General features: G+C 45.6%; 10 protein-coding genes. 9 read left to right on the plus strand and 1 reads right to left on the minus strand.

What is annotated here, in order from left to right:
* Window positions 1-7: 7 nt before the first annotated feature.
* From ACUTVW_RS20045 to ACUTVW_RS20060, 4 genes are all read left to right on the plus strand, one after another.
* Complete coding sequence (locus ACUTVW_RS20045) at window positions 8-736, plus strand: ThuA domain-containing protein (protein WP_445647402.1); 729 nt, start codon at window positions 8-10, stop codon at window positions 734-736.
* A 303-nt stretch (window positions 737-1039) separates the two neighbouring features.
* The gene (locus tag ACUTVW_RS20050; RefSeq protein WP_434753270.1) at window positions 1040-1363 is read left to right on the plus strand and encodes a winged helix-turn-helix transcriptional regulator; all 324 of its coding nucleotides are present in this window, start codon (window positions 1040-1042) and stop codon (window positions 1361-1363) included.
* 186 nt (window positions 1364-1549) lie between these two features.
* Window positions 1550-2278, plus strand: coding sequence for a hypothetical protein (locus ACUTVW_RS20055; RefSeq protein WP_445647403.1), 729 nt, complete (start codon window positions 1550-1552; stop codon window positions 2276-2278).
* Between the two features lie 45 nt (window positions 2279-2323).
* Window positions 2324-3190 (plus strand): hypothetical protein, encoded by an 867-nt coding sequence (locus ACUTVW_RS20060; RefSeq protein WP_445647404.1) that lies wholly within the window; start codon window positions 2324-2326, stop codon window positions 3188-3190.
* 135 nt (window positions 3191-3325) lie between these two features.
* On the opposite strand, the gene ACUTVW_RS20065 is transcribed toward ACUTVW_RS20060, so the two are convergent.
* Window positions 3326-4042 carry a Crp/Fnr family transcriptional regulator gene (locus ACUTVW_RS20065; RefSeq protein ID WP_445647405.1) on the minus strand — a complete coding sequence of 239 codons (717 nt, stop codon included), beginning with the start codon at window positions 4040-4042 and terminating at the stop codon, window positions 3326-3328.
* Window positions 4043-4478: 436 nt separating this feature from the next.
* Between ACUTVW_RS20065 and adhE the strand changes: the two genes are divergently transcribed.
* From adhE to ACUTVW_RS20090, 5 genes are all read left to right on the plus strand, one after another.
* Complete coding sequence (gene adhE, locus ACUTVW_RS20070) at window positions 4479-7091, plus strand: bifunctional acetaldehyde-CoA/alcohol dehydrogenase (protein ID WP_445647406.1); 2613 nt, start codon at window positions 4479-4481, stop codon at window positions 7089-7091.
* 283 nt (window positions 7092-7374) lie between these two features.
* Entirely contained in the window at window positions 7375-7629 is a 255-nt protein-coding gene (locus ACUTVW_RS20075) for a hypothetical protein (RefSeq protein WP_445647407.1), read from the plus strand.
* A 281-nt stretch (window positions 7630-7910) separates the two neighbouring features.
* Entirely contained in the window at window positions 7911-10169 is a 2259-nt protein-coding gene (gene pflB / locus ACUTVW_RS20080) for a formate C-acetyltransferase (protein WP_445647408.1), read from the plus strand.
* Window positions 10170-10254: 85 nt separating this feature from the next.
* Entirely contained in the window at window positions 10255-11007 is a 753-nt protein-coding gene (gene pflA / locus ACUTVW_RS20085; RefSeq protein WP_445647409.1) for a pyruvate formate-lyase-activating protein, read from the plus strand.
* A gap of 304 nt (window positions 11008-11311) precedes the next feature.
* Window positions 11312-13597 carry a stalk domain-containing protein gene (locus ACUTVW_RS20090; protein ID WP_445647410.1) on the plus strand — a complete coding sequence of 762 codons (2286 nt, stop codon included), beginning with the start codon at window positions 11312-11314 and terminating at the stop codon, window positions 13595-13597.
* Window positions 13598-13760 lie beyond the last annotated feature (163 nt).

Genomic DNA, 13760 nt, shown 5'->3' on the forward strand with positions numbered 1-13760 from the left:
ATTGCTTATGATTAACGTCACCATTTGGAATGAATTTGTCCATGAGAAAATACATGATGAAGTTAGGGAAGTTTATCCGGACGGTCTACACCGTGCGCTTGCTGACGGACTTGGCGGCGAGGGATTTGCGATTCGTACAGCTACACTGGATCAGCCTGAACACGGTTTGAGTGATGAAGTGCTGGATTCCACGGATGTGCTTGTATGGTGGGGACATATGGCACATGATCGCGTTAACGACGAGATTGTACAGAAGGTAGTGCAACGTGTATTGAACGGTATGGGTATGATTGTGTTGCATTCGGGTCATTTTTCGAAGCCATTCAAGGCGCTAATGGGCACAAGCTGTGATCTCAAGTGGCGTGTAGCCGATGAGCAAGAGATCGTATGGTGTGTCAATCCATCCCATCCGATTGCCGAAGGGATCGACAGTAAGATTGTATTGGAAAAAGAAGAGATGTACGGTGAATTCTTCGATATTCCTGTACCGGATGAGCTGGTGTTCGTGAGCAATTTTCAGGGCGGCGAGGTTTTCCGTAGTGGATGCACATTCCGTCGCGGCGAAGGTAAAATCTTTTATTTCCGTCCCGGCCACGAGACGTACCCGACTTATTACAAGCCGGAAATTTTGAAAGTAATCAGCAACGCTGTAAAATGGGCCTACCCTGCCCGTAGCTCGAAGCCGCAATATGGCAAGAGCGAACCTTTAAGACCAATTGGTGGCGTGCTGGTCTAAACGGCAGCAGCTTTAGCTTCGCTCATGGACAATTCGTAATAAAGTAATATCGGGAACCCTTCTCCAGGTCGTCTGACTGTGGTAGAAGGGTTCTTTTTGGGTAATATAATGATATTAGTTGTTCACGATATTTCGTGTGGTTACCTGCCATGACGTGTTGTATACTGAATATATAACGCTTAGTTGCAACTCTTGCATCTATAATTCGAAGTTTTTTGCGGCAGGCATTTTCTTTGAAGCTCAAATGTGTTATTATGAAATATACTAACAAAACGTAAGTAGAGTGATCTCTAAAAAGAGGTGATGAAAGTGGAAGATCAAGATATCCGGATGTGTCCGCGCTTTGAGACGGCGTTTTCTTTTTTGGGCAAACGTTGGAACGGTTTGATTATTCAAACGTTGATGAGTGGTTCCAAGCGATTCAAAGACATCTCCAATCTGATACCGTCCATGAGTGACAAAATGTTATCTGAACGGATGAAAGACCTGGAGAGTGAAGGCATTCTGGTGCGTCATGTTTACCCGGAAACGCCGGTGCGAATCGAATATGAGCTCACCGAGAAGGGCAAAGCCTTGCAGCCTGTTATGAATCAGATTCAAGACTGGGCGGAGCATTGGGTGGAATAAACCCGGGCGGATATGGCTTGCAGTAATAACAAAAACTCTTGATTTCCTATGAAATCAGGAGTTTTTTGTCTTCTGGGGCGGTTTCCTTGCTACTTTTCCCTGCTTCCTGTGCACATGTTGTCATCAGATGTAGTATAATCTATAGAAAATGGCCGCAGACGGCCGGAGCGAAGGAGGCCACTTGTCATGAGAGAAGAAAGCTTATCCCGTGAAATACGCTACGGCAAACAAGATATTGCAGAACTTGAGAGCGCATCCATTCAGGTACATCTGATCTATCAGAAAACGGCGGAACTGTTCAAACGTTCGGCAGATTCACATTCGGGTAGTGATCAGCCGCTTCAACTAGAAGATTTTTTGTTGAACAGCGCTGGCTCAGGATCGTCTCCGGCAGTGCTGCAGAAGTGGATTCAAGCGCCGAGTGGCTGGAAATGTATCGGCTGTGAGCTGCGGTTACCAGATCGTGTATCGCATGTAAAACAACAAACGTACAACGACCGCATTTGTCTGAAGGCAGGCAACGGTCAATTGGTTCAGATCGAGATGCTCATTCAAGCTGTCGTCTGGTCACAATATGAAAAAATCCGTATGTTCGCACCTTGGCTTGGTGATGAGCCATTCTATACAGCGGATGAACTGGATGTTATCGCACGGTATATTGTACCAACGTATTTTTCGGATCGGCCACTACATGAGCAGGGCAAACTGTTCAAGATCCATCAGCCATACGGTCACATTCCGTTATATCAGGAATACGTGGATGCTCCATCCTGCTGTGTACAGGTAGACGGTGCATTGCTCGAAGGTCGTTTGCTTACTGGTGTTTTTGTATCAGACACCCAAACGTTTGGACTCAATCCGTATGTGAAGGACGGCGACGGAGGCCGTACCTATATGCAAGCTTTTGTTCAATAAAGGTTTAGACAAAAGGGTGACTAAGGATTGAACAGGAGGGCTCGCTTGCAGGCTCTCCTTTTTTTGATCGTAGGTGCCGAAGCAGGGAAATGGGTAAAAGTAACGGCTTTGACACTGTTTTTTATCGAAGAATGTGCCATAATAAAGGGTATGGACAACAGGGTGAATGATTTTACGCAGGGTGGTGTTACCTACATGATGAAGAAAATTCCCGGTTACATAGGTCTATGTCTATTAATTCTTGTCATTTTGACGGGGTGTACCAGAGAGATACAGCCTTCTGAACAACCGGTTGTCTCAGAGAAAGATTCAGCCAATACGATTACCGTTGCCATTGATGGCAGCACCTTTTTACCCGATGCTACGAAGTCCATCAAACGAGATTTCAGTGAAGGATTAACGCTCAGGAAAGCTTTGCTAAACAGCGGGCTGGTTGATTTAACGGCAGATGGCAAACGGATACAGTCGGTGGGTGAGGTTTCTCTTGATTCATCACTGACCTGGGCAGTGAAGTTAAATGGCAAGGATATTAAACCGGAAAATTGGGGCACCGAGCTTCATGCCAAAGATGAGGTTATTATATACGTCAAAGCTGCTGACAGCGGGGGAGAAGGTGTCGCATATCAGACAACCCTGCTTAAGGTGAGTGGCGGCAGCATCAAACCGAATTTAAATCGGCAATATGCTGGTATTTATGTGCAGGAGTGTACTGTTCGTGACGTATTGAAATCCAGCGGGGTTGTGCGGTTGTCGGAGAACAACAAATTTGTTGTTGCAGTCGAGAACGTAATGCCCCGCATGAACGAACGTTGGGTGATCAAGGTGAATGAGAAGGAGTTAATGGAGAACGGATTGGATATGAAATTAAGTCCTCGTGATGCAGTGAAGCTTGAGCTAATTAACGCATCTTGATCATATAAAATAAAGTACAAAAAGCCCAATGTTGATTCAGTACATTTGGGCTTTTTTTTCGTGTACAGATCTCTTTTTAAGTCAGATGTGCAGGTTGCGTGCACGATCTGAATACAGTCTGGAAGTGCTTTGATCTCAGATGCGGCAGATTTCATTCGGGCAAAGTTCGCAGTGACAGATGCCTTGCAGCATTTTTAAGTCTTTGATGACAATCATGCCGTTGTCATATTCGATGGCATCCTTTTTTCGAAGATCGCTAAGCATACGGTTTACACTTTCCCGGGTAGCTCCAATCATATTGGACAAGTCCGTGTGAGTAATTTTTTTATGAATAATCACATGATCTCCATGGGGCTCTCCATAGGAATTAGACAGCCGAATCAGGGTAGAACAGAGTGCCCCTGGTTTGCCGTACAGCATCAAATCCCGGAACTTGGTTTGCGTCAGACGATGATGAATGCCCATCCACTTCATGAAGTCAATGGCAAAGTCACAATGCTGACAGATCAGCATTTCCAGATCCTTGTGTTCGAGCACGCCAATCTCGCTGTCCTCCAGAACTTCCGCCGAGAAGCTGTGTCTGGAGCCGAAGAACGGATCAGCCTGCCCAATCATATCTCCCGTTTGGTACATGTACATGATCAGTTCCTTGCCCTCATCGGTTGATTTGGTAATCTGGGCACGTCCCCGTTTCATATAATAAAGTTTGTCAGAGACATCACCTTCCCAGTACAGATGCGTTCCTTCCGGGTAAGTACGGTCTTTCATCGTAACGAGCAGATGATTAAAATTCACTTCCGAGAAACAGTTGGTGTTCCCGCGTTTTTCCAGTACGTTTGTTAGTTCTCCCATACGTTGATCTCCCCTTTGTCTCCCCGGTAAGCCAATAGTTATCCGAAATAATGCCCCCGAGGTTCGCCGCAAACTGTGCCATCCTGATGTGGGCATCTCGGCCGTGTGGAGGTACGGTACAAATTGCGGTGGTTCAATTTTTAAGTTCAGTATATACCTAATCTTACCGTTTGAGGGGCATGGAAAGCCTTTAAAAATGGCGAAATTTCAAACATTGTGATTAAATTCACTTTTTGAGGGGAAAGATGAGGCTGTTGGTCTACTATTTATAATAGAAAGTGAAAAGCTACTATTGGGGGATGTTAAAAACTTAAACTAAAATTTGGCATACTTTGTGAAAAAAATCACATAATATATCTTTTTCTCATGGTACGATGTGCATGTAAAGAAGAGAGACAAACCAAAACCAATACGAACCTTTAGGAGGATGAGGGAGATGGCTGTAAAGAATGAAGTCGCCCCAACAAAAGAACCGACAGCAGGTCAGTATATTCAAACGTTAATTGATAAAGCGAACAAAGCACATGCAGCATTCATGTCCATGGATCAGGAGCAGATTGACCGGATTGTGCAGGCTATGGCACTTGCGGGACTGGATAAACATATGATGCTCGCCAAAATGGCCGTGGAAGAAACAGGACGCGGTGTATATGAAGATAAAATTATTAAAAATATATTCGCGACAGAGTATGTTTATAACAGCATTAAATACGAAAAAACAGTAGGCGTTATTGAAGACAATGAGTACGACAGCTTCCAGAAAATTGCGGAACCGGTTGGGATTATCATGGGGATCACACCTGTAACCAACCCGACATCAACAACGATGTTTAAAGCACTGATTGCGATCAAAACACGGAACCCGATTATTTTCGGTTTCCACCCATCCGCTCAGAACTGTAGCCGCGAGGCCGCCAAAATTCTGCTCGAAGCTGCTGTGAAACAAGGTGCTCCAGCCGACTGTATCCAATGGATTGATGATCCGTCCATGGATCGTACCAACGCACTGATGAATCACAATGATGTTGCTCTCATCCTGGCGACGGGCGGATCCGCAATGGTACGTGCAGCGTACAGCTGCGGTAAACCGGCACTGGGCGTAGGACCAGGTAACGTGCCTTGCTTTATCGAGAAAAGTGCAGATATCAACCAGGCGGTAACGGATTTGATTCTGTCGAAGTCTTTTGACAACGGTATGATCTGTGCGTCCGAACAAGCGGTCATTATTGAAGAACCGATCTTCGACCAAGTGAAAAAGAAAATGATCACAAACGGTTGTTACTTTGTAAACAAAGAGGAAGCCGTCAAATTGACTGCAGGTGCAATCAACGCAGAGAAATGTGCGGTTAATCCATCCATCGTAGGTCAGTCCGCTGTAAATATTGCCAAAATGTGCGGCATCGAAGTACCAGCAGGCACTAAAATTTTGGTAGCCGAGATTGAAGGCGTCGGTACAAAATTCCCATTATCCGCTGAGAAACTGAGCCCGGTACTGGCTTGTTACAAAGTAAAATCTGCAAAAGATGGTATCGAGCGTGCAGCAGAAGTGGTTGGTTTTGGCGGAATGGGTCACTCCTCCGTTATTCACTCGAACAATGAGGAAGTGATCAACCAATTTGCGGATCGCTTGCAAACGGGACGGATTATCGTGAACTCCCCATCCACACATGGCGCTATCGGGGATATCTATAATACCAACATGCCGTCATTGACTCTGGGTTGTGGATCGTACGGACGTAACTCAACATCTTCCAACGTAACTGCTGTGAACCTAATCAATGTGAAAAGGGTGGCTCGCCGTACCGTGAATATGCAATGGTTCAAAGTGCCGAACAAAGTCTACTTCGAAAAAGGCGCAACACAATACCTTGCCAAAATGCCGGGTATTACTCGTGTAGCGATTATTACAGACGCGGTGATGGTCAAACTCGGATATGTGGAAAAAGTAGAGCATTATCTGCGTCAACGTCAAACACCTGTGGCTATTGAAGTATTCTCTGAAGTTGAGCCAGATCCATCAACAACAACAGTAGACCGAGGTAAAGCGATGATGGAACGCTTCCAGCCAGACTGTATTATCGCACTCGGCGGCGGATCACCAATGGATGCTGCCAAAGCGATGTGGTTGTTCTATGAATATCCAGACACCGATTTTAACAACTTGAAACAAAAATTCATGGATATTCGTAAACGGATCTACAAATATCCAAAACTTGGGGTCAAAGCGAAATTCGTAGCCATCCCGACAACATCCGGTACAGGTTCTGAAGTCACATCGTTTGCGGTAATTACGGATAAAGAGCATGGCAATACGAAATATCCACTGGCTGACTATGAATTGACACCAGACGTAGCCATTGTTGACCCCGAGTTTGTATACAGTTTACCAAAAACGGCAGTAGCGGATACCGGTATGGACGTATTGACTCACGCAATTGAAGCATATGTATCCGTCATGGCGAACGACTACACCGATGGTCTGGCAATTAAAGCGATCCAACTGGTGTTCCAATACCTGGAGCAATCGTCACTGCAAGGCGATAAACTGGCACGTGAGAAAATGCATAATGCTTCTACGATTGCCGGGATGGCCTTTGCCAACGCATTCCTGGGCATTAACCATAGCTTGGCGCACAAATGGGGCGGTCAGTACCATACTGCACATGGACGCACCAATGCCATTCTGTTGCCACACGTCATTCGTTACAACGCGAAAAAACCGACGAAATTTGCATCGTTCCCGAAATATTCGCACTTTGTAGCGGATGAGCGGTACGCCGAAATTGCTCGCATTCTCGGATTACCAGCACGTACAACGGAAGAAGGCGTGAATAGCTTAATCAAAGCCATTCGGGATCTCAACAAAAAACTGGGCATCGAAGAATCATTCCAGGAAATCGGATTTGACGCGAAAGATTTCGAATCACGTGTAGACTACTTGGCAGACCGTGCCTTCGAAGACCAATGTACAACAGCGAATCCAAAACTACCGCTGGTAACAGAGCTGGCCGATGTGTACCGCAACGCTTTCTACGGCAAGTTTGAATAACAAGCAGCATAAATAATAAATAAACCATATCAGGTTGAGGCAATAGATTCAGGGGTTCCCCACATTGGGGAGCCCCGATTGCCGTATAGTTGCATAGCCGAAGGAAAGAACAGCGTGAGGAAAGGAGGTGAGAAAGAGAGGAAGTGAGTAACGGGCAGAAAAACGGAGAGGCGAAGCGCCCGTTTTTCAGGAACCTCTTTTCAGCACTTGTCCACTTCAAGTGTAACGGAGTAACAAGCCTGCCGAGACAGTACAAACTTTAAAGTGCAGTGTACTCAGCAGAGTGGGCAGAAAAACGGAGAAGCGAAGCGTCCGTTTTTCAGGAACCTATCTCAAGCCCTTGGTTGCTCCGGGCGTAGCGCAGCAATGGTTCCCCAAAACGGTAGGAACAAAGGGGACGGTGGCTGTTTGCGCAATAGAGGTTCACACGATAACGGAGCGGGCAGGACAGACGGAAGAAGCGGAGCGTTCGCATTTATCACCGGATTTTCACTTTGGAAAAGTGAATCGAAAAAATCCGGGGATAACGGCGATTTGAAGTTGTTCTGCCCGCGGAGTGGTCAAGTGTGAACAACCCTCGTATCGTGCAATAAGACAACATCCAAAGTTTGTGACAAAAATCACAGATGGTGTGACTCGCTCAACGTATACTGAAAATATAAGAAAAACATTCATTCCGCGGTTCCGGTCCCCGAGTAGAGAGAACGTGTTCCGGATCATGTGAAACAATTCACATAAATCGCGGCTTTGGACACACGATGATACGTCTATTGCAACAATATAATGTGTCCAGAAATCCAAAATAGCGGAGGGATTACGATGTCGGTGATCGAAAAAGATGTCAAACAACAAACAGGCTGGAGAAACTTTACCAAAGGAACATGGACCAAGACGGTTAATGTGAATGATTTTCTGGAACATAACCTTTCCCCGTACTATGGCGACGAGGCTTTCCTTGCAGATGCAACCCAAAATACCAAAGAATTATGGGATATTGTATCTGATCTGACCAAAAAAGAACGGGATAACGGTGGCGTGCTTGACGTTGATGTGAATACGCCAGCGACCATTACTTCCCATCAACCGGGTTATTTGGATCAAAGCAAAGAGCAGATTGTCGGGGTACAAACAGACGCTCCATTCAAACGTTCCATTCAACCATTCGGCGGAATTCGCATGATGATTGATGCTTGTGAAGCATATGGTTTCGAAATGCCTCAAGGTGTCATTGATATATTTACAAACATTCGTAAGACGCATAACCAAGGTGTATTCGATGCTTACACTTCCGATATGCGTGCAGCACGTAAAGCAGGTATTATCACAGGTCTGCCGGATGCTTACGGTCGTGGGCGGATCATCGGTGACTATCGCCGGGTTGCTCTGTATGGGGTAGACTTCCTGATTCGCAACAAAAAGGGTGAACTCAATGCACTGGAAGTAGACGTGATTGATGAAGATGTCATTCGTCTGCGCGAAGAGTTGTCCGAGCAGATTCGGGCACTGCAAGAATTAAAACAACTGGGTGAGATGCACGGTTTCGATATTTCATTGCCAGCAACAACGGCCAAAGAAGCATTCCAATGGTTGTACTTCGGCTACCTTGCAGCAATCAAAGAACAGAACGGTGCTGCGATGTCCCTTGGACGTGTGTCTTCATTCCTGGATATTTACATTGAGCGTGATTTGCAAGAAGGCATCCTGACAGAAGAACAGGCTCAAGAACTGGTTGACCACTTTGTTATGAAACTACGGATTGTCAAATTCCTGCGTACGCCGGATTACAACGAATTGTTCAGTGGTGACCCAACGTGGGTAACTGAATCCATCGGAGGAATGTCCGTTAACGGTGAAACACGCGTAACCAAAAACAGCTTCCGTTTCCTTCACACACTGCACAACTTGGGACCTGCACCGGAACCAAACTTGACTGTACTGTGGTCCACGAAGCTGCCTGAAGCCTTTAAAGATTATTGCAGTAAAGTATCGATTGAAACCAGCTCCATCCAGTATGAGAACGATGATCTGATGCGTCCGATTTACGGCGATGACTATGGTATTGCCTGCTGTGTATCTGCAATGAAGATCGGTAAACAAATGCAGTTCTTCGGCGCACGTGCCAACTTGGCAAAAGCATTGCTCTATGCAATCAACGGTGGACGTGACGAGAAATCGGGAGCACAGGTTGGTCCAGAGTATCCTGCCATTACAAGTGAAGTGCTGGATTACAACGAAGTCATGAAACGATTCAAACCAATGATGGAGTGGCTGGCTAAACTGTACATGAATACTCTTAATGTAATCCACTACATGCATGATAAATACAGCTACGAGCGGATCGAAATGGCGCTTCATGATCGTGACATTCTGCGTACGATGGCTTGCGGTATTGCGGGACTGTCGGTCGCAGCTGACTCACTCAGTGCAATCAAATATGCCAAAGTAAAACCGATTCGCAACGAACAAGGCATTGCCGTTGACTTTGAAATCGAAGGTGAATTCCCTTGTTACGGCAACAACGATGACAGTGTAGACAGCATTGCTGTAGAGCTGGTGGAAAGCTTCATGAGTATGATTCGCAAACACAAAGCCTATCGTAACGCTATGCCAACACAATCGGTACTGACCATCACTTCCAATGTCGTGTACGGTAAGAAAACAGGAACAACACCAGATGGACGTAAAGCAGGCGAACCATTTGCACCAGGAGCCAACCCAATGCATGGACGGGACAAAAAAGGTGCACTGGCATCCCTCGGTTCTGTAGCGAAACTGCCGTATGAACACAGCCTTGACGGTATTTCCAACACCTTCTCCATCGTGCCTAAAGCACTGGGTAAAGAAGATGCTACACGCAAATCCAATCTGACAGCGATGATGGATGGATATTTCGGTCAAAACGCACATCACTTGAACGTAAACGTATTTGATCGTAAGCAGTTGATTGATGCGATGGATCACCCGGAACAATATCCGCAATTGACGGTACGGGTGTCGGGTTACGCGGTTAACTTCATTAAATTGACACGTGAGCAGCAGCTGGATGTTATTAACCGTACATTCCACGGCTCGATGTAAGTCACTTTTGCAGTAATCGAGACAGGTATCTGGCTTCAAATAAAAATCAGCGCATAGCGGATGCGAAAAGAAAGGAAGAGGCAGCATGGTTAACGGACATATTCATTCACTCGAAACTTTCGGGACGGTTGACGGCCCAGGCATCCGCTTCGTGCTTTTTATGCAAGGATGCCTGCTCAAATGTCAGTATTGCCATAACCCTGACACTTGGGCACTGGATGGTGGGAAAGAGATGACACTGGAGGAGGTACTGGCTGAGATTCAGCCGTACCTGTCCTACTACCGCAGCTCTGGCGGCGGTCTTACTATATCTGGTGGTGAACCCACACTGCAAGCGCATTTTGTCGCTGAGGTGTTCAAGGAAGTAAAGCGTCGCTGGGGTCTTCATACTACACTGGATAGCAACGGATTTAATGAACCGGATCGCATTCATGAGCTGCTCGATAACACAGACCTTGTATTGCTGGACCTGAAACATATTGATGACGAGAAACATATCAAGCTGACGGGGAAATCCAATGAACGTACGTTAAAGACGGCAAAGTGGTTGTCGGAAAATGGTCGCAAAATGTGGATCAGACATGTGTATGTACCTGGCATTCATGATCAGGAGGAGGACTTGTTGAATCTTGGACGTTTCATTGGGACGTTAAACGGGGTTGAGAAGTTCGAAATTCTTCCTTATCATCAAATGGGGATCTACAAATGGGAGGCACTAGGGAAAGTTTATCCGCTGGATGGTGTGCCTTCACCAACTGAAGAAGAAGTTGAACGGGCATATCGCCTGATTGAGCAGGGGCGTGCGGAAACAGCAGGCATGGCTTGTTCAGGGAAATAAGCACTTATTTATCAAGCAGTCTTTACGAACCTTGTGTCGTAAGGGCTGTTTTTTTGATTTTTTTCGAAAGTGACGCTGCTAAAACATAATGAATTACAAAAGATGACGCTTTCTATACTTATTCGTTTTCAGCAAAGCTTGTTCATATTAACAGATAACTATTTTCATAGTTTTTTACTTCTATTAAGAGTTTACAATTCTTATTCATTATTTTTAGCAACTTTTCCCGTTTTTGAGCGTCTAATCATATGACTTTTAGAGGGGATACTAATAAAATGGGAGCAGAAGGAGCCAAAGACAAAGAATGAATTTGAAGAAGAAGTTGTCCATACTTACCGCTTTAGCTGTTTTTCAAGCGTTTGCAATGATTCCTACGAATGCACAAGCAGCAGAATCAAGCGAAACTACGCCAGTGAATACCGCAAAAGTAAAATCCGTTGAGGTTGTGAAGAAAGAACAGCCGATCGCTGAGTCCGAAGTCAAAACAGGAGCAACGACTGATGCTGCTAACAATCCATCCAACAACACACCACCCGCAAACAATGAAAGCACAATAGAGACCAATCCGGGAACAACATCTCCTTCTGGAACAGAAGCGGCACCCGTTAATCCTGAAACAGGAGCAAATGGGGAGCAAGGGTCAGGTGGGGAGACAACTACTCCAACACCTGCGGTAGTGCAACAGCCAACGACAGGTGGAACGTCTACAACTGTAAGATCTGGCGGAGACCTGACGCTTTATATGAACAGCAACAAGATGGTTCAGGATGGAAAAACCTATGTGGCCGGACAGCCTATGGCCGTGAAAAATGGAGTATCCTACGTAGCGATTCGGGCTCTGGTGGATCGTGTAGGTTATAACGTGAAATATGATAATACAACCAAAGAGACGATCATTCAAAGTGGTACGGACGAACTTCGTTTCAAAACAAACAGCAAAATGTACACCGTTAACGGTGAATCCAGAATGATGAAAGGTGCAGCTTATCAAGAAAAAAACACCTTCATGATTCCACTGACTTCCATCACACAAGCGCTGAATATCACATATACCGTTAATCAGCCTGCGAAGACGGTTGTGTTGAAGCTTAATACCAAGCCAGTAGCCAGCTTTACCGTTCAAAAGGAAATTTTTGCAGGGGATCAAGTGAATTACACGACCAAAAACAGCTCGCCGAACGGCCTTCCCATTGTGGATGAGCGCTGGACTGGACGCCAAGATTCCTTTGATCAGCCAGGGCTGTACACAGTAACCTACACCGTTCAAGATGCCAGCGGTCAGTGGAGTAACCCGTATACGCTTACCATCAAGGTAGATCGCCCTAATCTTCCACCAGTAGCCATGTTTACAACGGACAAGGAAGAATACAAAATGGGTGAAAAGATCTCCTACCTCGACCAAAGTACAGATGATGAAGATGCGATCGAAAAAAGAGATTGGAGCAACAATGCACTTGCATTTTTCATTCCGGGACCGAAAACCGTCTCCCTCACTGTTACAGATAAACATGGCCTGAGCGACACGTATACTAAAGTAATTAATATTACAGGCGAGACGCTTTACAGTCAGTCTGATTTTAATAAGTTGTTCACACCGGTAGGTGACAAATTTACATTTAACGGTGGGGAAGTACCTGCTACAGAGAAAGTACCATTTACGTACACGGATGAGCCAAGCCTGCTTATTCGCAGTAACAGCCCTGAGACCGTTAATCAGGAAGGCATCGTCTACAAGGAATCCTCCTTTGGACAGACGCGTTTCATGATTCACCATGTCAACAATACCGGCAAAAGAGTGAAAATGTATGTGATTGCCACCAATAATAATCCATACACTGCTGTATTCGAGCAGCAGAATATGGGCTTTGCAGGACCAACGCCATTTGCTACCGTTGCAGGTAAGTTGTCCATTGATAAATGGTTCAAATCCATGCAAACCGGAGCAGATCAGAAGAAAGTATACATCCAGCCAGGAGAAAGTAAGCTGATTCTGACAGAACTGAACAACATTTCAATGAAAGAAGGACAGGTTATCTCCCTTTATTCGGATACTTTCAGTGACTATACGCTTGACTACAACATTGTCATGATTGAAGAGAACAAAGATCCGATGGCTGTACTGTCCTCATTGCCAGTTCTGGATCGCGACGGGGTTCATAACCGCGGGACTTATCCAAATGCTACACGGATCATCACGTATGATCAGGAAGTTGGCACGAAGCCTTCCCGTCTCCCATTAGGAGATAATGCAAGTGATCCGAATCTCGACGGCACAGATCCGATGGCTTTCACAAGCGCTTCTAACGCGGGTAACTTCGGTGTGCTGTACAAAATCACCCTGAACAATGTTGCTCCGCGTACACTGATTTCGTTCAATCCTCGTGGAGGCAAGTATTATGGTTCAGCACTTGTGAACGGACAGTTGGTACAGTTATCGAATAACAGCCAATCTTTAAGTGCGCCGAATGAACAGAATGTGCTGTATCGCACAGGTTCTTACGGTGAGAGTGTAACCATTGTTTTCTCTGCTGCACCAGGTAGCAACTTGCCGGTAAACATTCTATTTACACCGCTTCCGGCTGAAAAATAATTTTTTTGAGTTACAACGCAAGGTCTGGAGTGAAAGCTTATATCTTATATACCCGTTCACCCCAAAAGTCACCTGTACGATCCATCTTTTGAATCGTCAACAAAGGACTCCATGTTCATGGGGTCCTTTGTTTATTAGGATTCCGTAAAATGCCAATGGACTC

It is taken from the genome of Paenibacillus sp. TSA_86.1 (assembly GCF_052691815.1).